The following is a 23,719-nucleotide window of genomic DNA, read 5'->3' as shown; positions in this document are numbered from 1 at the left end:
CCGCGGCTTCTCGGTTCAATCGCAGCCGCCTCTGGAATACTGGATCGTCCGCTTTCGCGGGCGATGACAGCGAGTGTGGGATTTGCTTCATTCCCACGCACCTCCTAAATGATTGCAACAAGCATTCAGGAGGAAGCCATGTCCCAAGCAAAACGCATCGTTCTCGCCGCGCGTCCCGTCGGCGAGCCCAAGCCGTCCGATTTCCGCATCGAGGAATTCGCAGTTCCGACGCCGGGCGCGGGTGAAGTCCTGCTGCGCACGATCTGGCTGTCGCTCGATCCCTATATGCGCGGGCGCATGAGCGATGGTCCGTCCTACGCCGCACCGGTGCCGGTCGGCGGCGTGATGGAAGGCGAGGCGGTCAGCGAGGTCGCGGCCTCCAGCAATCCCGACTTTGCCAAGGGCGACATCGTGCGGGCCCGTACCGGCTGGCAGTCGCACGCGATCTCGAACGGCAAGGGCCTGATCAAGGTCGATCCGAAGCTCGGCCCGATCTCGACCTCGATCGGCGTGCTCGGCATGCCCGGCATGACCGCCTACACGGGCCTGCTCGATATCGGCAAGCCGCAGGACGGCGAGACCGTCGTCGTCGCCGGCGCCTCCGGCGCGGTCGGCTCGGCGGTGGGCCAGATCGCCAAGATCAAGGGGGCTCGTGCGGTCGGTATCGCCGGCGGCAAGGACAAGTGCGACTATGTGGTGAAGGAGCTCGGCTTCGATGCCTGCATCGATCACCGCGATCCCGATCTTGCCGCCAAGCTGAAGGACGCGTGCCCGAAAGGCATCGACGTCTATTTCGAGAATGTCGGCGGCGCCGTGTTCGAGGCGGTCTTTCCGCTGCTCAATCCGTTCGCGCGCGTGCCGGTCTGCGGCCTGATCGCCCATTACAACGACACCGAGGCCAAGCCGCCGAAATGGGCCGCATCCATGATGCGCGCGACCCTGACCAAGCGGCTGACCTTCCGCGGCTTCATCGTCTCCGACTTTGCCAGCCGTCATGGCGACTTCCTGCGCGACATGTCCACCTGGGTCCGCGACGGCAAGGTCAAGTACAAGGAGTTCGTCACCGAGGGCCTGGAAAGCGCGCCCGGCGCCTTCATGGGGCTCCTGAAGGGCGCCAATTTCGGCAAGCAGCTGGTGCGGGTGGGACCGGACAAGGCCTGATCTGGCCGTATCCGGCCTCTCGGGCGGTGGATGGTTAAGAAAGAGTCACCAAACGGTCACACCTGCCTGCAAAAGCCGCAGGTGTGACCGCCGGTTCATTGACGGGACGGGGAAGGCATTGAATCATCGCGCATATTTTGGGTGTTGCGATGTTCGAGATCGGTATTTTCTGCGTAATCCTTCTGGCCGCCGGCTATTGGGCGACGATGTTCGTCATGGGCCGGCGCGACGACGTCATCCATGGCAAGTTCATTCACACCGAAGACGTGGGCGGTTCCACACCGGCGGCGATGCCGCCGACGCCGCCGTTCCCGAGGCGTCCGGTGAAAATTGTGCAGCCTGCCAACGTCCAGACCGCCAGTGTCCAATCCGAGACGACAGAGGCGAAGCCCGTGAGCAGCGCGGCGCTGCAATCCCTGCTGGCCGCGATCCAGCAGGATCTCAAGAGCGTCGCGTAAGCACGCTCAGATGCTGCCGCGCTCGACCAGGAACAGATCGACAGCCAGCCGCTGTTCGGCGGGCGGCGTTCCGGAGAGGCGCGCCAGCAGCAGGTCGCCCGCGATACGTCCCACAGCCGCCGCATCGAAAGAGATGGTGGTGAGGCCGGGCGTGATCTGATCGGCGACGTCGTTGTCGCCGAAGCCGAGCACGGCGAGATCGCGCGGCACCGACAGGCCGCGGGCGCGCGCTTCGATCAGCGCACCGGTCGCGAGCAAATCGTTGGCGCAGAACACGGCATCGATACCGCCGCCGCGCTCGAGCAGGGCGGTGAAGGCGGCACGGCCGTCGACGAGGCCGGTGATCTCGCCAACGCCAATCTCGTGGACGATCTCGAGCCCGAACTGCTTTGCCGCCGCGCGAAAACCGTCGCGGCGCAGCGCGCCACGCCCGCTGCTGCGGCCGATGAAGGCGACCCGGCGATGTCCGGCCTCAGCCAGCCTGCGCGCCGCCATCGCGCCGGCATCCGCGTTCGGCAGGCCGACCAGCATGTCGATGGGATCGCGCGGAAACGCCCAGGTCTCGATCACGGGAATGCCGAGTTCGGCCAGCGCCGAGCGATTTTCTTCGAGCTCGATGACGCCGGTGAACATTACCGCGGCGGGGCGGATGCCGCGCAGCGACTGGATCATCGCGACCTCCTTGGCATAGGAGTAGGAGGTCTGGCCGACCAGAACCTCAAAGCCCTCAGGCTCGAGCGCGGCCGCGAAGCTGCGCACCGCGAGGCCAAATTGCTGGCTGAGGATGTTGGAGACGAAGGCCATGACCACGTTCGAGCGTCCCGAGCGCAGCGCGCGTGCATGCGGGTTGGAGGCATAGCCGGTCGCCTCGATCACCGCGAGGATGCGCTCGCGCGTCTCGCGGTTGACCTTTTCGGGGTGGCGCAGCACCCGGGACACCGTGATCGGCGAGACCCCGGCGCGTTCCGCCACCTCCTCGATGCGCGGCGGCCGCCCGGTCGCACTGCTGCGGCCGGGCGGCGCCGGAATGCGCACCACGTCGTCATAGGTCGGCCTTGCCGGATCGCTCATCGAATCCTGGGGTTAGTCGAAGCCGGTATCGTCTCCGAAGTTCAGCGTGCGGGCAACTCGTCACGCGACAGCCCGCGGCCGACCTGGACCAGGCAGTCGCCACTCTGGCTGTCGGTGTGCAGGCGCTGCGAGATCACGATGCCGTCGGCGGGGAAGCGCAGCACCTCTTCCGGCAGCTCCGGGCGCTCGAAATCGTGATACCAGCCGGCGATGTCGCCGGCCGCGACGCGTGCGCCGACCATGACCGCGGGCTCGAACCAGCCGCGCCGGGTCGCGAACACCGCCTGGGCGTGGCTTTGCAACGCCAGGAGCTCGGTGGCGCGCTCGACCGGCGCATGGGGTCCCAGCACCGGCGCCTGGACGATGCCGAGCGCGAGCAGCAGCCGGTCGACCGCGCGCGCGGTGAGCGCCATGGTCTGCGGCGTGACGGTGCCGCCGCCGCCGAACTCACCGGACAGCCCGATCGCGCCGGCGCGCGCCGCCGCCGCCATCGAGGTCGGTGCCGTGGAGCCGTTCTCGGCGACGAAGGCGAAGGGCATGCCGAGGCCCTCCATCAGGCGCAGCGCGTGGGCCAGCATCTCGGGCGTGCCTTGCCGCTCGATCAGCGCGCAGGGCACATGCGCCATCGAGGTGCCGCCGGAATGGATGTCGAAGACGACATCGTGACGCGGAAACAGCTCGTGCTCGAGGAAGTGCGCCAGACGAAACGTCGGCGTGCCCGCGGCATCGCCCGGGAAGGCGCGGTTGAGATTGCCCTCGTCGAGGGGCGAGCGGCGGCGCGCCGCCATGACGGCGGGCCAGTTGGCGAAGGGCAGGATGGTGATCTCGCCCCTGATGGCGTTCGCATCGAGCCGGCGAAACAGCCGCGTCAGCGTGATCTCGCCCTCATATTCATCGCCGTGATTGCCGGCCATCAGAAGCAGCTTCGGGCCGGCGCCGTTCCTCATCCGGAAGATCGGGATCTTGAGCTGGTAATAGGGAGAGCGATCGATCGAGAAGGGAATGCCGAGATGGCCGGACCATTTCTGGTCCTTCTCGAAATCGATGTCGTGAAACAGTCCGGTATGCATGGGAGGCCTCATGGCCGCGTCGTCGCCGACGCCGGCCGAAGGTTGAAGGAAGGACGGTGCCGTTACAGCAGGGCGACCGCGGTCATCTCGACGCGCAGGTCTGGATCGGCGAGACGGGCTTCGACGCAGGCGCGCGCCGGCGGGTTGGCCGGATCGATCCAGGCATCGTAGACCGAATTCATGGTGTCGAAGTCGGTGATGTGCGGCAGGAAGACGTTGACCGCGATCAACCTGGAGCGATCGGAGCCGGCCTCTTTCAGCAGCGCGTCGATCTTGGCGAGCACCTCTCGGGTCTGCGACACGATGCCGGCCTTGCGATCGTCGGCGACTTGACCCGCGATATGCACCATGCCGCCGGCGGCGACGGCCTGGCTCATGCGCGATCCCACGACGTAACGTTTGATCATATGAAATCTCCTCGTGAAGGTCGGCTCCCGCATGGTGCGGGAGCCGTGTGCGAGCTTACAGCGTCGGAAGCGTCTGCTCTTCCTTGAACCATTTCAGCTGAAGTGCGCCGAGCTTGCCGTTGAGCTTGTTGAAGAAGATGTCGGTGTTGATCCAGTTCAGCAGGTTCTGCTCGCCCTGGCGGACGCCGACATGGGCCGGCGACTGGCGGATCAGGAATTTCAGCTCGACCTCCTTGGTCGGGTTCTGGTCCTGCACCTTCAGCGCGATGGCGCTGTTCTCGGCGAAGGTGTCGGCCTGTCCGGCGAGGAAGGCGGCGAGCGCGGCCGGCGTGTCTTCAAAACGCACCAGCTTCACCTTCGGGGCATTGTCGGTGAGCCAGACGTCGAGCGTCGAGCCCTTGGCGACCGCAACGCTGCGGCCGTCGAGATTGTCGGGCTTCTTGCCGGTCGCCGCAGGAATCGACTTGGCGCCGTAGACGCCGAGATTCACCACCGCGTAGGGCTGCGAGAACATCACCTGCTGGGCTCGCTCGGGCGTGGCGCCGAGGCCCGCGATCAGAATGTCGATCTTGTCGGAGAGCAGGCTCGGGATGCGCGCGGCACCCGTCACCGGCACCAGCTCGAGCTTCACACCCATGTCGGCGGCGATCAGCCGGGCGAGATCGGCATCGAGGCCCGCGATCTCGCCCTTGTCGTCCTTGAAGCCCCACGGCGCGGCATCGGTCAGCAGGCCGACGCGCAGCTTGCCGGAGCCGAGCACGTCCTGGAGCTTGTCGGCGTGCGCGAGGGTGGGGGCGGCGAGCACGGCGAGTGCCGTGGCTGCGATCGTAAAGAGGGACTTCAATTGTCTCATGACTCTCTCCTGGTGGCGGATGGCTGGTTGATCATTTCGAAGAAGCGATGAAGCTTGCGAGCTCGGGGGTTTCAGGGTTGGCGAACAGTTTTGCCGGCGGGCCCTGTTCCCAGACGCGGCCCTGATGCATGAAGACGATGCGGTTGGCGACGTTGCGGGCAAAGCCCATCTCATGGGTGACGAGGATCATCGTCATGCCCTGCTTCGCCATCGCCTCCATCACCTTCAGGACTTCGCCCACGAGCTCGGGATCGAGCGCGGACGTCACCTCGTCGAACAGCATGAGGTGAGGGGCCATGGCGAGGCAGCGGGCAATCGCGACGCGCTGCTGCTGGCCGCCGGAGAGTTGTTCCGGCCAGGCGTCGATCTTGTCGGCGAGGCCGACGCGGGTCAGCACGTCCTCGGCCAGCGCCCGCGCGCGGGCCTTTTCGATGCGGCCGGTGAGGAGCGGGGCGAGCGTGATGTTGCGCTCGACCTTCAGATGCGGAAACAGGTTGAAGGCCTGGAACACGATGCCGACGCGCTGACGGAATTTCTTCAGGTCAGCCATCTTGGCATGAACCTTCTGGCCCTCGACGCGGATCTCGCCGGTATCGACGCTCTCCAGCGCGTTGATGCAGCGGAGCAGCGTCGACTTGCCCGAGCCGGAGCGGCCGATGATCGTGACGATCTCGCCTTCCTCGACGTCGAGCGAGACGCCCTTGAGCACCTCGACCTTGCCGAATGTCTTGTGCACGTCGCGGATTTCAACGAGAGCCATCGAGGCGGGCCTCCAGGGAGCGGGACCAGAGCGTGAGCGGCAGGCACAGCGCGAAATAGATCGCGGCGACCAGCGCGTAGGTGAGCAGCGGCTGGAACGTCGCCGCGCTCACCACCTGGCCGGCGCGGGCGAGCTCGACGAAACCGAGGATGGAGGCGAGCGAGGTGCCCTTGATGAGCTGCACCAGGAAGCCGACGGTCGGCGGCAGCGACAGCCGCAGCGCCTGTGGCGCGATGATGTGGCGGAACTGCTGCCACGCGGAGAGACCAAGGCAGGCGCCGGCTTCCCATTGGGCCTGCTTCACGGCTTCGAGGCCGCCGCGCCAGATCTCGCCGAGGAAGGCGGCGGTGTAGAGCGTGTAGGCGACGGTGACGGCGACGAGTGCCGGCACCTGGATGCCAAGGAACACCGGCATGCCGAAATAGAAGAAGAACAGCAGCCCGAGCAGCGGCACGCTCTGGACGATCTGGATGCACGCCGCCATCGTCCAGCGCAGGCCGGCGAGGCGGCTGATGCGGCCCATGGCGAGCCCGAGCGCCAGCGGTGCACCAAAGGCGAGCGCGAGTGCGACCAGCGCGACGGTCCAGCGCAGCGCTGCGAACAGCGAGACGAAATCGATGAGGGTGAAAGATCGCATCGTCTTCCCTCAGCGCCGCCGCGGCCAGCGGAACGCCGCCAGACCGATGACGGCGAACAGCGCCTTGAACGACATCGCCATTGCGAAATAGACGGCGCAGATCACCGCATAGACCTCGAAGCTGCGATAGGTGCGGCTCTCGATAAAGCCGGCGACGTGGAACAGCTCGTCGGCTGCGACCTGCGAGGCGAGCGAGGTGCCGAGCAGCAGGAGAACGAACTGGCTGGTCACGGCCGGATAGGCGTTACGCAGCGCCGGCGGCAGCAGGATGTGACGGAACACCTGCCAGCCTGACAGCCCAAGGCACTGCCCGGCCTCGATCTGGTTCTTCGGCACGGAGTCGAGACCTGCGCGGATGATCTCGACCGAATAGGCGCCGAAATACAGCGAGAGCGCGACGGCGGCAGATTCGAACGCCGGCAGCTTCAGGCCGAAATTCGGCAGCACGAAGAAGATGATGAAGATCTGGATCAGCGACGGCGTGTTGCGGAACAGCTCGATGTAACCGCGCACCAGCCAGCGCAGCGGCGCGATGCGTCCGTTCAGCGCGACCGCGCCGGCGATGCCGATCACGAGACCCGCCAGCGCCGCGATCACCGTCAGCTCGAGCGTGACGATGGCCCCGTCGATGAGCTGGTTCTGATAGCGCCAGAGCGGCAGGAAGTTCATCGCCGCCCTCAACCGAACTGGGTGGGGAGGGCGCGCGTCACCACGCCGTCGGCATCGAGGCCGAGGATGACGCGCCAGCGGTCGAGGCAGGTGCAGGGATGCGAGATGCCGAAGGCGACGATGTCGCCGACCGCAAGCGCGCAATGGTGGGCGACGGACAGGAACGCATGCTGGTCGTTGAGGCGCGTGACGGACATGCTCTCGGCGAGAGCTTGCTGCTCGACGCCGTCGCGAAACACGCGCAAGGGTACGGGCAGTCCCTGGTCGAAAGAGGCGTCGCGCATGCCGAAGCCGGCAACCGCAAGCCCGTCCTCGGGGCGCGATAACACTTCGGCCCAGAGCGTCAGCGCAGGGCGAAAGCTTTCCACAGCGGAATGGCGCAGGCCGTCGATGAGGAGACCGCCGCGCCGATCGATCTCGGTGAAGGCGCGGGCGTAGATGCCATGATCGGCAAAGAACAGCGCGCCCGAGCGCAGGATCATGCTGGCGTTGCCGTCGGCCTGCGCGACCGGAGCGAGCGCGCGCGCGACGATATCGAAATAGGCCGAGCCGCCGGCACTCAGGATCAGCGGCCGCTGCGGAGCGGCGGCGCGCGCCAGCGCAAAGGTCTCGATGCTGCGCTCCAGCAGTGCCGCGATGGCGCGCAGGCTCTCGTCGGCATCCTGTGTTGCCGCAGCGCCCTCATAGGTCGCGACCCCGCCGAGCACGAGCCGGTCGGCGGCGAGCACGGCTGCGATCGTCGCCTCGATCGCGGTGCGATCTCGCGCGCCGGCGCGGCCTGCGCCGAGTTCGACCAGCACGGACAATTCGGCGCGCTCCGCAATCCGCGCCGTCTCGGCCAGCGCTGCGACTGCCGCGGGCGAATCCGCGAAAGCGTGGAACTCGACATCGGGATAGGCGCTGAGTAGCGCGCCGAGCCGCCGGCCGGCTGCGAGCCCGCCGATCTCATTGGCCAGCAGCAGGCGTCGCTCGCCGCTCGCGAGCAGCACGGCGGCCTGCTGGATGTTGGCAACCGTCGTGCCCCAGGCGCCGGCCGCACGCAGCGAGCGGGCGAGCTCCGGCGACATCGGCGTCTTGGCGTGAGGCGCGACGTTCACGCGTGCGCTCGCGCACCAGCGCAGGAAGAGGTCGCGGTTGGCCGCGAAGGCGGCTTCATCGAGGGTAAGGGCGGGCAGGGCAAGGTCGCCGCGCGAAGGTGACCATCGCTGGCTGGCGATGTCTTCCATTGCCAGGCCATCGACCAAGGGAATGCCCCGGATTGTCGTTGAAAGACGTTGGTTATCCCACCGGGACAAGAACTGCATCGTCGCTCCCTGAGCGGCCCTCGACCGCCGATGGAACGATATGCTGTAATGACAACGTTGTCATCAGGCTCTTCTAGCCATCTACAAGCTACTTTTGATGCAATGTGGTATTTAGATAGGGGTAAATGCCTGCCGACTGGCTAGTGCTCGACGCCCATCTGGGCGAGCAGCTCCTCGATATCGACATCAAGCTGGCCAGCGGCCCTGATATGGCGGACCTCGAAGCTGTCAGGCCGGAAGCGATACTCGACGAGGCCGGTCTCCTTGATCGCGATGCGGTCCTGGCGCGCATCGTTGATCTTGAAGCCGGCTGACGGCGCCCAGACGTGGCGGGTGTGGCGCCAGGTGAAGTCGCGGCGCTGATGCACGTGACCGCTGGCGATCAGGCGCAGATCGACAGGCGCGAACATCTCGATCAATCGCGCGCGCGCCGGCTGCGGCACGTAGCGGATTGAGGTCTCGGGCGTCTCTGGATCGTCGGGCAGGTTGAGGAACAGCGGCTTGTGCAGGAACAGCGCAACAGGCCTGCCGTTCAGGCGCGAAACTTCGGAGGCCAGCCAGTCGAACTGCTCGGCCTCGAAGGCGAGGCCCGAATTCATCACCAGCGTGTTGAGGCCGATGAAGCGCCAGCCGGCCGCTTCGAACGACCAGTGATCTTCGCCGATGATGTCGCGAAATTGCAGGCGGTGCTTTTCCTCGACCGGCGGCTTCGGCGCCGACCCGATCGCGGTCGGATTGTCGCCGATGTCGTGATTGCCGGGGATGTAGCGGCAGGCGACGGGCAGGGCGTCGTGCAAGCCCTTGGCGAATGCGACATCGTCGCGGCCGGTCGGCCCGTCGAAGGACACGTCACCGGTGTTGATGACGAGATCGGGTCTGTTCGCATCGACGTGTTCGCAGACACGATGGAAGTTTGCGATCAGGCCGGGAAAGCGCCGGCCGAGATGGGTGTCGGAAATCTGGGTGAGGCGAAATTCGGACATGCGATCAGCATATGCGTTGTCACACGTCGAAACGATGACGGCGCGCGCATGCATCCCGATGAAACAAAGTTTAAAGCACGCGATAGCGGATCGTGAAGGCGTCCTGCGGGGCGACCGCGCCTGTCACCGGCGATGCAATGCGATCGGCGAGGTGCCAGGGGCCGAACTGTTCGGAGCGATGCGGTTCGGCGGGCAGGCGGAGGCGGAATTCGAAGGTGCCCTTGCCGGGCAGGTTCACCACCAGCACGCGGTCGGTGGTGCGGTGGTTGAGCGCCACCGCGCCGCGCAGCAGGGCGCGGCCGTCGGCGAGATCGCGCACGCCCTCGACCAGCGCGAGCGTCTGGTTGCGGTCGGTGTGCAGCTCAATCTGGGTATCGGTGACAGCCGTCAGCGTCTCCCGGGGCATGCGGATCTCGAACTCGACCGCGGGCTTGGACGGGTTGAGGCCGAGATAGGCAAGCGCGGCGTGGCGCATGTCGTAGGCGGCAAAGGCGAACAAGGCGACGGCGGCAAGGGTGGCGAGGCCATGCCTGACCACGTCGCGCCAGGTCCGGTAGCTCAGGCGGAAATACACCGTCATCGCCAGCGCCACCGCAAGCGCGGCCGCGATACCGGACAGCATCGACATCAGGATACCGAGCTGGCCGTCGGCGGATTCGGTGAAGAGGCTGGACAGGATATTCATGGCGCTAGCTCGCCTTGCGCCCCCCAGGGGGCCAAAATCGCTTTAACTATCGGCAGTTGGTCGCCGGATCGGGAACACCGGTTCAACTCGTTGATTGTCAGCGCCAGCAGTCGCGGCTAATGACGGTCCGCGGCGTTCCGCCTTACGGGAAAGTTCCGATGTCTGTCCAAATGGTCCTGCTGCCTGTCTTCGTGCAGGTCGGTCTCACCTTCGCGCTCCTGATCGGCATGGTGTTCGGGCGCCGCAAGGCGCTGGTCTCGGGCGAGACCAAGATCCGCGACATTGCGCTCGGCGAGCCGAACTGGCCGAAGGGCGCCACACAAATCGCCAATTGCTACCGCAACCAGTTCGAGCTGCCGGTGCTGTTCTACGCCCTGATCGCACTGGCGCTTCCGTTGCGCCATGCCGATCTCTTCATCGTGCTGATGTCCTGGGTGTTCGTGGTGACGCGCTTTGCCCATGCCGGCGTGTTCGTTTCCTCGAACGATCTCGGCCGCCGCTCCACGGTCTGGCTCGCCGGCGTGCTGGTGCTGCTCGCGATGTGGATCTACTTCGCACTGAAGATGCTGTTGCTGATCTGAGCCTTAGGTGCCGGATCCAATCTGAAAGATTCAAATGACTCCCGCTGCCCGGCTGTCCGCAGCCATCGAACTGATCGACACCATCGAGAAGGACCGCGTGCCCGCGGCCAAGGCGCTGAAGGAGTGGGGCACCGCGCACCGTTTTGCCGGCTCCGGCGACCGCGCCGCCATCGCCGGGCTCGTCTGGGACGTGCTGCGCCGCTACGCCTCGAGCGCCTACCTGATGGACGCCGACACCGCGCGCGCCCGGCTGATCGGCATGCTCCGCCTCGAGCGCAACATGGACGCGGCGACCATGGCCGCGCTGTTCGACGGTAGCCGGTTTGCCCCGGCGCCGCTGACCGAGGCCGAGCAGGCGGCGCTAGCCTCGCGTTCCCTGAAGGACGCGCCCGCTGCGATCGCCGGCGACTATCCCGAATGGCTCGATTCCCATCTGGCAAAAGTCTTTGGCGAGGACCGCGCGGCGGAGGCGGCCGCGATGGCGAGCCGGGCGCCGCTCGATCTTCGCGTCAACACGCTAAAGTCCAGTCGCGACAAGGTGCTGCGCGGGCTTGCTCATCTTCATGCGAAACCGACGCCCTGGTCCGCAAACGGCCTGCGCATCGAGCTTTCGGCCGATGCGCGCAACCCCGGCGTCCAGGCCGAAGAGGATTTCATCAAGGGCGCCGTTGAAGTGCAGGATGAGGGATCGCAGCTTGCGGCCAGGCTCACCGCGGCAAAGCCCGGCGAGCAGGTGATCGATCTCTGCGCCGGTGCCGGCGGCAAGACGCTGGCGCTCGCCGCGATGATGCAGGGCAAGGGCCGGCTGATCGCGACCGACAGCGACAAGCGACAGCTTGCGCCTATCCACGAACGGCTGTCGCGCGCCGGTGTCCACAATGCCGATGTCCGCACGCCCAAGGGCGAGACCGACACGCTGGCCGACATCCACGCCTCGGCCGACTTGGTGGTCATCGACGCGCCCTGCACGGGAACCGGAACCTGGCGCCGCAACCCCGACGCCAAATGGCGTATGCGCCCGGGTGCGCTGGAGATCCGCCTGCGCGACCAGGCCGAGGTGCTGGACCGCGCCGTGCCGCTGGTGAAGGCGGGCGGCCGCATCGCCTACATCACCTGCTCGGTGCTGCCGGAAGAGAATGGCGAGCAGGTCAGGGCGTTCTTGGAGCGCCACCCGGAATTCGCGGTTGTCCCGCCCGAGCAGACCGCGAGCGTGCTCTGGGACAAGGCGGAAGAGTTTGCGGACGCCGCGCTGCAATCGCCGGAGGGATGGCTGATGACGCCGCGCCGGACTGGGACGGATGGGTTCTTCGTCTCGATGCTGAAGAGGAGGCCATAGCTGCAATAGAGCAGCGTGCACTCCGATGAAGCCGCCTGAAAACAACGGTCTGTAGTCCTTGAGGGGCGCCGAACTGTCTTGCGTTTCAACCTATGGTTGCTATAATCTATGGTGCAGGGACGGGGAATAAACTATGGTAGAGAACGAGAAAGGCAAGGACGACGGGAAACTGAAAACTGGCACTTTCGTCGTTGATTTCTTTTCGAAGGTGCTTCTTGGAGTGGCCGCGGCTTATTTCACCTATGCGACCTATGTGAATTCGGTTGAAGCCGAATGCACGAAGAATGTCAGTCACTTATTTGACTTTGTGTTTGGCAAAGACATCTCGGCTGAGAACATAAACTCGGCCGTTAGCGTGCTCGTCAAGACACATTGTGAGGGATTCAAGACAGCGTCTGAACGGACCAGGTTGGTCGAAACATTGTCAGGCTTGAGTCCTACTACGAAAGCTGTTTCGTCGTCTCCATCCCCAGCTCTGCCTCCGAGTGCGCTTCCAAGTAATCCCGGTAATCCCGATGGAAACTGGGTGGCGGTTGGGTTCGTAGGTACCCCCGATTACAATTTTACTAAGCCGGATGGAGGGGCGCTTGGGGAAGTTGCGGAAGGGGCGACCATAAAGGCGAAATGGCAAGTCAATGTTCGACGAAAGCCTGCCGATTGGCGGGGTGCGCTCAAAGTACTTGAGGCTGGCGATTGCTTTACCGTCAGCGCAACCCAAACGCTAACAGCTGCTGGACAAAAACAGCTTTGGGCGAATGGCACGCCGAAGAAGTGCAGTTGAGGCGCCCATCAGGAACTAGGCGGGGTTCGGCATTTGGTCGGCCGAAATTGTCATCAAGCGAGCGAGCACGCAAGCTCGACACATCGGCGAAGCGTACTTGGTCGCTATAGGTGAGGGGCGTACCTTAGAGCTTACGCGTAGTGCTCGCTCAGCGCTCAAGCGAGCCGGCCTTGGTTCTACCAAACAAAAGCCCCGCGAACCGAAGTTCGCGGGGCTTTCTAACTCTTGCGTTCTGCCGGTACGTCCGTGGTCAGAACGGTGCGCGGGCGTTAGCCGACGCGGAGATTGTCAGCCGAGGACTTGCCGCTGCGACGATCGGCGACGATGTCGAACGAGACCTTCTGACCCTCGTTGAGGGAGGAGAGGCCAGCGCGCTCGACGGCGCTGATGTGAACGAACACGTCCTTCTGGCCGTCATCCGGCTGGATGAAACCATAACCCTTTTGGGTGTTGAACCACTTCACGGTGCCCATAGCCATGGGAATTTCCTTTAGTTAGTTAGATGAGGGTACGCACGCGGGCCGGTACGCATCGCTGCGCCCATAACCCTGATGAGTCGATGTTTGGAGAATTCATCTGGAAGCGTGCGCGCCCGTCTGCAACGAAGCGAAGCGGCCCAGTCGTTCGGCCAAGTATCGATGATCACAATATAGCGAGAATTTTGGGCCACTTCAAGGCACCACCCGTTACCCGGTACCCTCAGGGGATTTTCTATTTTGCGGTGCAAATAGGCGGCCCGGCGCGTCTCAGTCGACGATGAAAAGTGTGGCACCCGAGGCCGTCGAGGACCGGTGCGCGGCGTCGCCGAAGTCGGAAACCTGGTAGCTCATCCCGGCCGTCAGCTTGAACTTGCGGCCGTCGCGGAGCTCGCTCTCGAGCTCGCCCTTGACCACGAAGATGACGTGACCGCGGTCGCACCAATGGTCGGCGAGATAGCCCGGCGAATACTCGACCATCCGCACCCGGAGTTCGCCGATATTGAGCGTGCGCCACAGCGCCTGACCGGTCTCGCCGGCATGCGTGGTCGGCTCGACCTTGCTCCAGTCGGTGACGGTGAATGGGGAGGTGGGGAGTTTCATGGGGAATCCTATGTCAGAGCCGGCGACGCTGGTGTTAGCGCACGCCGTTGCCGCAGTCTCCGTCATTGCGAGCGCAGCGAAGCAATCCAGAAATGCATCCGCGGCGGCAGCCCGGATTGCTTCGCTGCGCTCGCCATGACGCCTGTAGAGGCCGCGCACCCAACTATCTGCCCGTCACCCTGAGGCGGCCGCTTCTTCAGCGGCCCTCGAAGGGCGACGGCCCGGCTGTATCTCGGCCGTGCATCCTTCGAGGCTCGCTTCGCGAGCACCTCAGGATGACGGGAAGAGGGTGAAAGCGTCGCGCCAAAGACAGCACTCAATGCACCAAATGGTTCGCCGACCCCTGCACGATCAGCCCCGCGTCATTCACCCGCAGATATTCGCAGATCTTCTTGCCCCGCTCGTTCGCGTAAAACACCACGACGCTGTCCGGGCTCACGAACACATCGATCAGCGAAAAGTGCAGCCCCGGCAACAGCCCGAGCGCCTTGCCCCAATAGGCGCGAAGCGCATCCTTGCCGCGCACGGTGCCGCTCGCATCGAACCCCATCGCCGGGATGCGGTCCGAGGTCATCACGGCGTCCTCGGCATAGAGCGTGAGCACGAGCTCGAGGTCGCGTGCGTTCCAGGCCTCGACCCAGGTCCGGCCGAGTTCGGCGAGCGTTGATGGCTGATGGTGTGACATGACGTTCTCCCTGACTGGCCTCTGTTTGCTAGTGAGGCAAATTAGGTCAATAATACTTACCTATATTCATTTGTCCATGCCCAAAGAAGAATGTGGGTGCGTGCCGCGCGCGGTTGCGGGCAGGTCGCACGTCGCGTATCTGCTTGCCATGACAGCAGCACAGCACGACCGCTCCGCGTCGACGCCCTCGGTGGCCTCGGCGCATGACAAGATTCTCATCGTCGACTTCGGCAGCCAGGTGACGCAGCTGATCGCGCGTCGCGTGCGCGAGGACGGCGTCTATTGCGAGATCGTCCCGTTCAACAAGGCCGAAGAGGCCTTCAAGGAGATGAAGCCGAAAGCGGTGATCCTCTCCGGCGGCCCCGAGTCGGTGCATGAGGCCGGCTCGCCCCGCGCCCCGCAACTGATCTTCGCCTCCGGCGTGCCCGTGCTCGGCATCTGCTACGGCCAGATGACCATGGCGGAGCAGCTTGGCGGCACCGTGGAAGGCGGCCATCACCGCGAATTCGGCCGCGCCGATGTCGAGGTCAAGGCGCCGAGCAAGCTGTTCGAGGACGTCTGGTCGCCCGGCGGCAAGAATCAAGTCTGGATGAGCCATGGCGACCGCATCACAAAAATGCCGCCGGGCTTCTCGGTGGCCGGCACCTCGCCGAACGCGCCCTTCGCGATCATCCAGGACGAGACGCGCAAATATTACGGCCTGATGTTCCACCCCGAAGTGGTGCACACGCCCGACGGCGCCAAGCTGATCCGCAATTTCGTCCGCAAGATCGCCGGCCTCTCCGGCGACTGGACCATGCGCGCCTTCCGCGAGGAGGAGATCGCAAAGATCCGCGCCCAGGTCGGCAAGGGCAAGGTGCTGTGCGGCCTGTCCGGCGGCGTCGATTCAGCGGTCGCGGCCGTGCTGATCCATGAGGCCATCGGTGACCAGCTGACGTGCGTGTTCGTCGATCACGGCATGCTGCGTCTCGACGAAGCCAAGACCGTCGTCGACCTGTTCCGCCACCACTACAACATCCCGCTCGTGCACGTGGATGCCTCCAAGCAATTCCTCGGCGAGCTCGAAGGCGTCACCGACCCCGAAAAGAAGCGCAAGACCATCGGCCGTCTCTTCATCGAGGTGTTCGAGGCGGAAGCCAAGAAGATCGGCGGCGCCGACTTCCTCGCGCAAGGCACGCTCTACCCTGATGTGATCGAAAGCGTCTCCTTCACCGGCGGTCCCTCGGTGACGATCAAGTCGCACCACAATGTCGGCGGTCTCCCCGAGCGCATGAACATGAAGCTCGTCGAGCCCTTGCGCGAGCTGTTCAAGGACGAGGTCCGCAAGTTAGGGCGCGAGCTCGGCCTCCCCGAAATCTTCGTCGGCCGCCACCCGTTCCCGGGCCCGGGCCTTGCGATCCGCTGCCCCGGCGACATCACGCGCGAAAAACTCGACATCCTGCGCAAGGCCGACGCCGTCTACATCGACCAGATCCGCAAGCACGGCCTCTACGACGACATCTGGCAGGCTTTTGCGGTGCTGCTCCCGGTGAAGACCGTCGGCGTCATGGGCGACGGCCGCACGTATGACTTCGTCGTCGGCCTGCGCGCCGTCACCTCCACCGACGGCATGACCGCGGACTTCTACCAGTTCGACATGAAGTTCTTAGGCGAGACCGCCACGCGCATCATCAACGAGGTGAAGGGCGTGAACCGGGTGGTGTATGATGTGACCAGCAAGCCGCCTGGGACGATCGAGTGGGAGTGATTTAGGTCCATCGCGAGGTCTGCTCCATTCTCCCATTCTAATTCGCGGAGCAAAGCTAGATCCGACATACGAGGACCGGCGGGCTCTTTTCGACAGGGATCAGTCGACGAAACCGACCATGCGGGCGCCCTCGCGCCAAAAGCGCTGGACGACCTCATCGCGCTGCGCGAGTTCGGACGGCTCCGGCCACTCCAGCTTCCGACTGTTCAGCGAGGCGTAGATGCGACCTGGCGGCGGTGTGATGCGGTCTAAGGCAAGTTCGGCGAGCGTCTTGCCCGAGATCGCGACCGTGTTCATGCGGGCGAACGGGCGCACCAAGCTGGCGACACCCACCCCCATCTTCGCCCACCACGGCCACGCCCGGAACAGAGAGGTTCCGGCAGTAAAGCCAGGATTATATGCCACGACATTGAGCTTCTTCATCTTGGCCTCGCCCGACGCAGCGAGCCCGCGCGCGATCAGGAGATCCCCAAGTTTGGACGCCGAATAGGCGCGGAAGCCGGCCGAGAAGCCGGTGGCCTTTCGCTGCTTGAGCGGATGGGCCAATTCATCAGTGTCAAACTCTTTTGGTCCCATCGGATTCAGTTTGGGGTCGTGTCGATCGCTTGTCGTGATGATGACAGCGGCCTCGCGCGCGAGTTTCGCGAGCAGTAGGCGCAGCAGCAGATAATGCGCAAGAACGTTGACCCCGAAGGTGGTTTCGAATCCGTCCTCGGTGCGGTGATCGATCGTCGGGAACTGCGTGCCAGCGTTGAACACAAGTCCGTCAATTTCGGTATCGCCAAGCTTCTCAATGACGGCGGTCGCGAATTCTCGGACGCTGGCGAGGCGCGCAAGATCGAGCGGAATCGTTTCAACCCTCTCCGCTGCGGTCCGGCGCGCGCCGATGATCAAGCGGGTATTCGGCGCTTCGGCGATGGCGCGGGCGGCTATCTCTCCGAGACCCGATGTCCCGCCGGTCATGATGATGGTCTTCATGGATTTCCTTTCAGGTGTATGTGGCCGGCCGTCGGAGCAGGCTATTCGCCGGCCCAAGACGGCGAGCCGAACAAGCGTCCATAGGCCGTCCGATATCGCCCCTCGAGCGTCAGGCAACACCACCGCGGTGGCCCGTTCGAAGGGATTATCCCCGTGGTGAACCCGCCACCGCTGGTTCGATCTGAAGCTCCTGGATTTGAAGCGTCGCAATTCCCACCTGAAGGGGAATGGTCGCCGACACCATGAAGAGTTGCTGCGTGTCCGGAATGGGGGCGAGACGCATTTCTATGCCGGTATTGCTCTGCATGAACTTTGTCATGCTCGCAGCCGGCTTGTGGCCGGCGATGGGCAGATAGCGCACTGAGCAGACTGTGACTTTGCCTTTGTATCCGCTCGTGTTCACGTCTTCCGTCTTGACGTATTCCAGCACGAAGTCTGATCGGGAGAAGCCGTCAAACATCCGAACCGTGCGGTTGCATGCCGATGGTCCAAGCGGGGCCTGGCCTGATGGAACAGTCATGATCAAAGTGCTTGCCGGATCGACGATGTTCTTTTTGTGCTCATCCAGAACAGGCACTCGTTGATCGAGATCCTTGATCGGGGGGACAATGTCGGCGGACGTCACGCTTCCTCCGACAACTGTCAGCCTCATGGTCTGACTTTCGCCCGAGCCTGTCTCTTCCGCAGCGAAATGATTGGGTTGGACGACGTTCTTCCGAATGATTCCGTCCGACTTCATGTTCATCTTGAAATTGGAAATGATCGTCGCGATGCCGGACACGCGTGCGTCCAGACTTGCCTGATAAGTCGAGGCACCGAACGTCTTTTCGGTGTTCATATCTCCCACGGGTAAACCCAGATAGAAGATCGTGTACCTCGCACGGACGGTCATCGCGCTCGCCGGATCTGCAAAGTGCAGGCCCATGGCGATTGAAATGAGTATCTTGAGCGCTGAAATTTTCATGCGAACGCGTTATGCATCGCACTCGTTGTGTCGATAAGCTGGACAATCCCGAATACGTTGTTCGTTATGGCGAACAATGGCTGACGTGGATTTGCGCGATCTCGATGCCTCCGTCTACGCGGTAGGCTGCTCCCGGCACCGAAGCGCCGGGGGCAGGGATTTCGCTCAGACCAGATCACACGGTCGCAGTTCGACTACTGCTCCTTCCTGAACAAATCCTGGAAGATCAGCTGCCCCCAGACGCGCCCGCGTGCGTGCACCAGCGCGCCGCCCTCGTTGAGCTTGCCCAGCTTGACGGGTGCGAAGCCGAGTTGCTTGGCCAGGGCCGCCACCGGGGCGATCGCGTCCTCGTCGTCACTCGACAGGAAGACAACCCGGTGGCCGCCCTCGACGACCGGATCGGCCGCCAGTTTGGTCGCACCCAGATGATTGAAGCCTTTCACGAGCCTGGCGCCGGTGAACGCCTTCGCGACGACGGCGGAGGACAGAAGGCCGTCCAGCTCTTCACCAAACCCATTGGTCGCGTCGATGATCGTCTTGCCTGCCCAGCTCGGCAGGGCCTTCGCGACTTCGCGATGCTCGGCGAAGGGGACCGCCAGGATGATCGTATCGGCCTCGATGGCGTCCCGCAGCGATTTGGCGACGACCGTGGGGCCGATCGCGCGCGCCTGCGGCACCAACGCCTCGGGCGGCCGGCGGCTCGCGACTGTGACCTCGATGTTGTTGCGGGCGAAGGCGTGGGCGAGGGCCTGGCCTATCTTGCCGAATCCTATGATTGCGTAGCTCATCATGTTTCTCCTGTTTTCAGATGGCCGAGAAGCCGCCGTCGACCGACAGCTCCACCCCGTTCACGAAGCTGGAATCGTCCGAAGCCAGAAACAGCGCGGCTGCCGCAATTTCCTCGGGACGACCCATCGTTCCCCTGGGGATCAGGGATTCGAACATCCGCTTCGCTTCCTCGGTGAGAACCTGGTCCTGCATCGGTGTGGCGATCGGCCCTGGGTGCAGCACGTTCACCCGGATATTCCTGCCCTTGAGTTCGTTGAGCCACCCGCGTGCGAATGCGTGCAGCGCCGCCTTGCTCGCCGCATACACGCTGTAACCAGGAAAACCTTTGATCGACGCAACCGACCCGGTCATGAAGATCGATCCGCCATCGCGAAACAGCGGCAGCGCCTTCTGCACCGTGAACAGCGTGCCGCGCGTGTTCAGGCCGAAGGTCGCATCGAAATGCTGCTCGGTGATCTCGCCCAGCGGGACGGCCTCGCCCGTGCCGGCGCTCGCGTACAGGACGTCGATGCTGCCTTTTTCCCGCTTGACCGTGCCGAACAGGCGGTCGAGGTCGTCGAGATTGGCCGCATCGCCGCGCACGCCGGTCACGTTCCGGCCGATCAGTTTGACGGCCTCGTCGAGCGCCTCCTGCCTCCGGCCCGTGATGAAGACATAGGCGCCTTCCTCGACGAACCGCTTGGCGCTCGCCAGCGCCATGCCGCTCGATCCACCCGTGATGACTGCAATCTTACCTTCAAGCTTTCCCATGACTTCCTTTCAGACTCCGTCTTTGGTCGTTCGGGGATGCCCCCGAGAGGCTCGACATAGGTCCGCTGGAGACAGGCGTTGAGTGCGGAATCACGCACATCGGTGGTGCGAAATCGATCCGGCTGGACGACTGGTGCGAGCCGCGGCGATCGGTGTCCGCCGTTCAGAGTCGGGCGTTTTTCGGCATGGACTACAATAATCGGCCCGCGCTACCCACATACGAGACGCTGTTCGATGGGTTGGGTACGGGCTTTGGAAGGCGCACCGCGCGGTGCGGGATTGCACCATGATCGACTGGGATGACGTTCGCCATTTTCTTGCCGTCGCGCGCGGAGGCTCGGTGCGGGCTGCCGCCGAGCACCTCGGTGTGAACCACGCGACCGTGCTGCGACGCATCGCCCAGCTCGAAGAACGCCTCGGGGTCCAGATGTTCGAAAAGCTGCCGTCGGGCTACCGCCTGACGGCTGCGGGCGAGGAGGTCCTCGAATTCGCGGAGCAGATGGAAGCGTCGTCGCACCAACTGGAGACGCGCGTCTTCGGACGCGACCAGAGCGTACGCGGGCGTCTGCGGGTGACGCTGGCGCCGCCGCTGGCGACACATCTGCTCATGCCTGATTTCGCCGATTTCGCGCGTCAGCATCCTGATATCGAGATGGACATCCTGTCGTTCGGCGAGCTGGCAAATCTGACCAACCGGGAGGCCGACGTCGCGATCCGCGTCGTCTACGACCGCAAAACCCTGCCGCCCAATCTTCACGGCCTGAAGGGACCGGAAGTGTTCGGCGGCGTCTACATCTCCAGGGATCGACTGGCCGCGTGGCGTGAAGGCACGCCCGAACCCGTCAGGTGGATCGTCATCAGCTTGCATGGCATTCCGGACTGGGCCAGCGCGGGTGAGGTTCGCACGGCCGAGGTTCCGTTCAGGGTCACGGATGCCGGAGCGCAGATCGCTGCTGTCAGGCAAGGGCTCGGGATCACCACACTGCCGTGCTTCGTCGGAGACGCAGACCCACTGCTGGCGAGGGTGCCGGGTACCGACCTGCACATGTACGGAACGCTCTGGCTTCTCACACAGGGCGAGGCACGCAAGACCAAGCGCGTGCGGCTCTTCACCGAGTTCATATCCCGCCGGCTCGCCGCGCATGCGCCACTTCTCGCGGGGCTGTCAGTATCGCGCGACTGACGTGCGTCGGGCCGCAAGGGGCTGGCCTCCATCACTAAGGGCGCGCCAGATTCAGTTGCCAGCCTTTGCGGCCGGTGCAGGCGGGACCGGCAGGATGATCTCGGAAGCGATCTTCCAATCGTCCGCGACCTTGATCCATTCGATGAACATCAGAAATGGTTTCGGCGTGCCGTCCTGTCCCGCATAGGAGACCGTGATGGTCATGGGGGCGTAGGATTCGGCGACATCAGCTGTCAGTCCGACGACCTTGAGCCGCGACAGATCAGGTGAGAGCACGACCGGTCCCGATGTTGCGATATCGTGCAGCTTCCGGTCGACCGCGTCGTTACCCCAAAATCCTGCCCAGTTGCCTTCGGATGCAACCGCGCTCTTGGCGACCAGCAAGACAGATGGCGATTGCCAGAACATTCCGTGTAGTGCTTCGAGATCGTGCCGGTTGGCCAACTCCATCAGTTCGCTGAATCTGGACTTGATCGTGCTCAAGGTCCGCGCATCCAGCGGATCTTGATGAGCGGCCGGTGCGGCAGCTGCGGAGCCTGCCGTGAGAGCTGCCGCGATGAGGGCGGCTGCGACATGCATCTTTTGCATCTTCGGAGTTCCGTAGGTTCTGCCTGATCCGGGGCGGGCTGCTTCCGGCACCGAAGCGCCGGGAGCAGGTTCGTCACTTCGCGAGCGCAGCCTTCTCGATCACCTCGGCGACTTCCTTCGCATGGACAACGAGCGAGGCATGGCTGCCGGCGACTTCCGTCGTCTGGGCCTTGATCCTGGCCGCGAACGACTTCTGGGCCTCGGGGGCGAGCACCTTGTCCTTGGTGCTGATGACATAGAAATTCGGCTTGTCGTGCCAGGCGGCGATGTCAACGGGCGCCTCGAACGCAACGTGGTTCAGCGGAAGCTGCGCGTTGGCGAGATGGGTGGCAATCTCCGGCGGAAGGTCAGCCGCGACAGCCGACGGAAACACCTTGGGGTCGATGTACAGATTGCCCTTGGCGTCGGGATGGATCGCACTGCCGCCTTCGGTCGGCGGGCCGGCCTTGGCGAGCGACGCCAGGGATTCACCGACCTCGGGCGCAAAGGCGGAGACATAGACCAGCGCCGAAACCTTGGGATCGTTGCCGGCCTGCGTGATCACCACGCCGCCCCATGAATGGCCGACGAGCACCGTTTTGCCGTCCTGCTTCGCGAGCGCCTGCCTGGTGGCATCGACGTCGGCGGCGAGCGAGGTGAGCGGGTTTTCCACCAGCGTGACGCGGTAGCCTTTCTTCGTGAGAATATCGGCAACGGGCTGCCAGCTCGTCTGGTCCACGAAAGCGCCGTGCACGAGCACAATGTTGTGGGCTGCGCCCTTGGGTGGCTCGGCGGCATGGGCGGAGCCGACCAGTGTCGATCCGGCCAGCAGCACGGTGGCGGCTGAAAAGAGGATATTTCGCATTGATTGTTCCTGTTGGCACGTCGGACGAAATGAGGTCCGGGGGGAATGGACAGGCGTTTCCAGGTCGCGGTTCTTCCATCCGCCGTCGGCGAAATGGTTGCCGCACGTGACGTCGGCCCGCCGCGACATGACCTAGTCCGCGGGCTTTTCGGACGATAGGGATCAATCGTCCGGATGTTGTGTCCAATCGTCCACAGGATTAGCTTGGGCGGAATGGACATCCTCGCCCAAGTGCTCGATCGCGTTCGTCTCGGCGGGACGCTGCTCTTCCACTTCGAGCTCGGCCACCCCTGGAATCTCGCGCTGCCGGCGCGCCCCTATGCGCTGTTCCACTATCTCAGCCGGGGCTCGGCGACGCTTGCGCTCGAACAGGGGCAAGAGCTCGAGATGTCCGAGGGCGATCTTGTCGTGATCACACGCGGCGAGCCCCATGTGTTTTATTCGGATCGCCGGGCCAAGCCTTTGCGGATCATCGATATCGACCGATCGTCGCCGCGTCTGGGCGTCATTCGTCACGGCAATCGTGCGAGGCCGCACGCGACCATGATCTGCGGCAATTTCACCGTCTCACGGCCGCTGTTGGGCAGCGTGCTCGAGCTGCTGCCGCCCGTGCTTCTTCTGAAGCCGAATGCGGACGGCGGCTGGCTCGAAGCGATCCTGCGCCGCATGGTGAGCGAGTCCGCGCTCGAGCGTCCCGGCCAGCGCGTCGCGCTCTCGCGACTGACGGAAGTGCTGTTCGTCGAGGTGCTGCGAAGCTGGATCGCGTCTCTCTCTCCCGGACAAGGCGGCTGGCTCGGGGCGATATCGGACCCGCATATCGGACCGGCGCTGAAGCTGATCCACGAAAACCCGGAACGGCCGTGGACCCTGAGCGCGACCTCGGTCACCGCGTGGGGCTCGGCCGCTCGGTCTTTTCGGCGCGCTTCACCAAGCTCGTCGGCCAGTCCATGCATCGTTATGTGATCGAGCGCCGCATGGCGGAAGCGGCGTTTTTGCTCGAGACCAGCGACGAGCCCATCGCACGGATCGCGAGCCGGGTCGGCTACGAGACGGCGGCAGCGTTTTCAAAACTCTTTCACCGACATCATGGCCTCTCGCCCGGCCGCTACCGGACCGCGCGACGTCAGGATGACAGCAAGGATGCGGACTGAAAGGCCTCGACATCGGAAGGCACCCGTCCTTTTGTGCCCGTGCCCAATCGCCGCACCAACGGTGTGAAGCATCTCACACGCACGCTTGCATAAATACTGCGATAGAGTACCTGCTGTGATTGTGCATGGCAGAATGCCACCACATCAGCTTGAAATGAGCTGCACACGCCAGAACGACATGTTGAGATAGCCTTCGACCGGCCGA

26 protein-coding genes and 1 pseudogene are annotated in these 23,719 nt (G+C 64.2%); 8 read left to right on the top strand and 19 right to left on the bottom strand.

The window, feature by feature from the left end:
- Positions 1-138 precede the first annotated feature (138 nt).
- Together curA and PMI42_RS30740 are read left to right on the top strand one after the other, a co-directional pair.
- On the top strand, positions 139-1,161 hold the full coding sequence (curA, locus tag PMI42_RS30745; protein WP_008141965.1) for an NADPH-dependent curcumin/dihydrocurcumin reductase: 1,023 nt from the start codon (positions 139-141) through the stop codon (positions 1,159-1,161).
- 149 nt (positions 1,162-1,310) lie between these two features.
- Positions 1,311-1,619: a hypothetical protein gene (locus tag PMI42_RS30740; RefSeq protein ID WP_008141964.1), complete on the top strand. Its 309-nt coding sequence runs from the start codon at positions 1,311-1,313 to the stop codon at positions 1,617-1,619.
- A gap of 6 nt (positions 1,620-1,625) precedes the next feature.
- Here PMI42_RS30740 and PMI42_RS30735 read toward each other — a convergent pair whose 3' ends face one another.
- The 10 genes from PMI42_RS30735 to PMI42_RS39800 form a co-directional block, all read right to left on the bottom strand.
- Entirely contained in the window at positions 1,626-2,690 is a 1,065-nt protein-coding gene (locus PMI42_RS30735; RefSeq protein ID WP_008141962.1) for a LacI family DNA-binding transcriptional regulator, read from the bottom strand.
- A 41-nt stretch (positions 2,691-2,731) separates the two neighbouring features.
- Entirely contained in the window at positions 2,732-3,760 is a 1,029-nt protein-coding gene (locus PMI42_RS30730; protein WP_008141960.1) for a succinylglutamate desuccinylase/aspartoacylase family protein, read from the bottom strand.
- Positions 3,761-3,822: 62 nt separating this feature from the next.
- The gene (locus PMI42_RS30725; protein WP_008141958.1) at positions 3,823-4,167 is read right to left on the bottom strand and encodes a RidA family protein; all 345 of its coding nucleotides are present in this window, start codon (positions 4,165-4,167) and stop codon (positions 3,823-3,825) included.
- A gap of 55 nt (positions 4,168-4,222) precedes the next feature.
- Positions 4,223-5,020, bottom strand: a complete 798-nt coding sequence (locus tag PMI42_RS30720) for a transporter substrate-binding domain-containing protein (protein WP_008141955.1) — start codon at positions 5,018-5,020, stop codon at positions 4,223-4,225.
- 31 nt (positions 5,021-5,051) lie between these two features.
- Positions 5,052-5,780 (bottom strand): amino acid ABC transporter ATP-binding protein, encoded by a 729-nt coding sequence (locus tag PMI42_RS30715; protein ID WP_008141953.1) that lies wholly within the window; start codon positions 5,778-5,780, stop codon positions 5,052-5,054.
- A complete protein-coding gene (locus PMI42_RS30710) occupies positions 5,767-6,417 on the bottom strand; it encodes an amino acid ABC transporter permease (protein WP_008141951.1) in 651 nt (216 codons plus the stop codon). Before PMI42_RS30710 ends, PMI42_RS30715 begins: the two co-directional genes overlap by 14 nt.
- Positions 6,418-6,426: 9 nt before the next feature.
- Complete coding sequence (locus PMI42_RS30705; RefSeq protein WP_008141948.1) at positions 6,427-7,086, bottom strand: amino acid ABC transporter permease; 660 nt, start codon at positions 7,084-7,086, stop codon at positions 6,427-6,429.
- Between the two features lie 8 nt (positions 7,087-7,094).
- Positions 7,095-8,390 carry an alanine racemase gene (locus PMI42_RS30700; protein WP_008141945.1) on the bottom strand — a complete coding sequence of 432 codons (1,296 nt, stop codon included), beginning with the start codon at positions 8,388-8,390 and terminating at the stop codon, positions 7,095-7,097.
- A gap of 140 nt (positions 8,391-8,530) precedes the next feature.
- Positions 8,531-9,373 (bottom strand): metallophosphoesterase family protein, encoded by an 843-nt coding sequence (locus PMI42_RS30695; RefSeq protein ID WP_035967108.1) that lies wholly within the window; start codon positions 9,371-9,373, stop codon positions 8,531-8,533.
- 70 nt (positions 9,374-9,443) lie between these two features.
- Positions 9,444-10,058, bottom strand: coding sequence for a hypothetical protein (locus PMI42_RS39800; protein WP_008141941.1), 615 nt, complete (start codon positions 10,056-10,058; stop codon positions 9,444-9,446).
- A 158-nt stretch (positions 10,059-10,216) separates the two neighbouring features.
- Between PMI42_RS39800 and PMI42_RS30685 the strand changes: the two genes are divergently transcribed.
- From PMI42_RS30685 to PMI42_RS39450, 3 genes are all read left to right on the top strand, one after another.
- The gene (locus tag PMI42_RS30685; RefSeq protein ID WP_035967093.1) at positions 10,217-10,639 is read left to right on the top strand and encodes an MAPEG family protein; all 423 of its coding nucleotides are present in this window, start codon (positions 10,217-10,219) and stop codon (positions 10,637-10,639) included.
- 34 nt (positions 10,640-10,673) lie between these two features.
- On the top strand, positions 10,674-11,975 hold the full coding sequence (locus tag PMI42_RS30680; RefSeq protein ID WP_008141936.1) for an RsmB/NOP family class I SAM-dependent RNA methyltransferase: 1,302 nt from the start codon (positions 10,674-10,676) through the stop codon (positions 11,973-11,975).
- Between the two features lie 133 nt (positions 11,976-12,108).
- A complete protein-coding gene (locus tag PMI42_RS39450) occupies positions 12,109-12,756 on the top strand; it encodes a hypothetical protein (RefSeq protein ID WP_008141934.1) in 648 nt (215 codons plus the stop codon).
- A 269-nt stretch (positions 12,757-13,025) separates the two neighbouring features.
- On the opposite strand, the gene PMI42_RS30675 is transcribed toward PMI42_RS39450, so the two are convergent.
- From PMI42_RS30675 to PMI42_RS30665, 3 genes are all read right to left on the bottom strand, one after another.
- Entirely contained in the window at positions 13,026-13,235 is a 210-nt protein-coding gene (locus tag PMI42_RS30675; protein WP_008141931.1) for a cold-shock protein, read from the bottom strand.
- A 267-nt stretch (positions 13,236-13,502) separates the two neighbouring features.
- Positions 13,503-13,835: a DHCW motif cupin fold protein gene (locus PMI42_RS30670; protein ID WP_008141928.1), complete on the bottom strand. Its 333-nt coding sequence runs from the start codon at positions 13,833-13,835 to the stop codon at positions 13,503-13,505.
- Between the two features lie 316 nt (positions 13,836-14,151).
- The gene (locus tag PMI42_RS30665; RefSeq protein WP_008141926.1) at positions 14,152-14,520 is read right to left on the bottom strand and encodes a nuclear transport factor 2 family protein; all 369 of its coding nucleotides are present in this window, start codon (positions 14,518-14,520) and stop codon (positions 14,152-14,154) included.
- Between the two features lie 148 nt (positions 14,521-14,668).
- On the opposite strand from PMI42_RS30665, the gene guaA reads away from it, so the two are divergent.
- Positions 14,669-16,267, top strand: coding sequence for a glutamine-hydrolyzing GMP synthase (gene guaA / locus PMI42_RS30660; RefSeq protein ID WP_035967106.1), 1,599 nt, complete (start codon positions 14,669-14,671; stop codon positions 16,265-16,267).
- A 99-nt stretch (positions 16,268-16,366) separates the two neighbouring features.
- On the opposite strand, the gene PMI42_RS30655 is transcribed toward guaA, so the two are convergent.
- The 4 genes from PMI42_RS30655 to PMI42_RS30640 all read right to left on the bottom strand — a co-directional run bounded on the left by PMI42_RS30655 (position 16,367) and on the right by PMI42_RS30640 (position 19,748).
- A complete protein-coding gene (locus PMI42_RS30655) occupies positions 16,367-17,245 on the bottom strand; it encodes an SDR family NAD(P)-dependent oxidoreductase (RefSeq protein ID WP_008141921.1) in 879 nt (292 codons plus the stop codon).
- Between the two features lie 145 nt (positions 17,246-17,390).
- Positions 17,391-18,209, bottom strand: a complete 819-nt coding sequence (locus PMI42_RS30650; RefSeq protein WP_050994427.1) for a DUF3108 domain-containing protein — start codon at positions 18,207-18,209, stop codon at positions 17,391-17,393.
- Between the two features lie 194 nt (positions 18,210-18,403).
- The gene (locus tag PMI42_RS30645; RefSeq protein ID WP_008141918.1) at positions 18,404-18,997 is read right to left on the bottom strand and encodes an NADPH-dependent F420 reductase; all 594 of its coding nucleotides are present in this window, start codon (positions 18,995-18,997) and stop codon (positions 18,404-18,406) included.
- Positions 18,998-19,013: 16 nt separating this feature from the next.
- Positions 19,014-19,748, bottom strand: a complete 735-nt coding sequence (locus PMI42_RS30640) for an SDR family NAD(P)-dependent oxidoreductase (RefSeq protein ID WP_008141915.1) — start codon at positions 19,746-19,748, stop codon at positions 19,014-19,016.
- A gap of 286 nt (positions 19,749-20,034) precedes the next feature.
- Here PMI42_RS30640 and PMI42_RS30635 point away from each other — a divergent pair, with 286 nt between their 5' ends.
- Positions 20,035-20,931: a LysR family transcriptional regulator gene (locus PMI42_RS30635; protein ID WP_008141913.1), complete on the top strand. Its 897-nt coding sequence runs from the start codon at positions 20,035-20,037 to the stop codon at positions 20,929-20,931.
- 51 nt (positions 20,932-20,982) lie between these two features.
- Here PMI42_RS30635 and PMI42_RS30630 read toward each other — a convergent pair whose 3' ends face one another.
- A complete protein-coding gene (locus PMI42_RS30630; RefSeq protein ID WP_008141911.1) occupies positions 20,983-21,519 on the bottom strand; it encodes a hypothetical protein in 537 nt (178 codons plus the stop codon).
- Positions 21,520-21,592: 73 nt separating this feature from the next.
- Positions 21,593-22,363: an alpha/beta fold hydrolase gene (locus PMI42_RS30625; RefSeq protein WP_008141909.1), complete on the bottom strand. Its 771-nt coding sequence runs from the start codon at positions 22,361-22,363 to the stop codon at positions 21,593-21,595.
- A gap of 213 nt (positions 22,364-22,576) precedes the next feature.
- Between PMI42_RS30625 and PMI42_RS30620 the strand changes: the two are divergent.
- Positions 22,577-23,514: pseudogene (locus PMI42_RS30620) on the top strand (cupin domain-containing protein).
- Positions 23,515-23,719: the final 205 nt, after the last annotated feature.

Source organism: Bradyrhizobium sp. YR681 (genome assembly GCF_000282615.1).
In the GTDB taxonomy this organism is placed as follows: domain Bacteria; phylum Pseudomonadota; class Alphaproteobacteria; order Rhizobiales; family Xanthobacteraceae; genus Bradyrhizobium.
The sequence above is the reverse complement of the archived record's forward strand: the minus strand, read 5'-3'. Positions and strand labels throughout refer to the sequence as shown.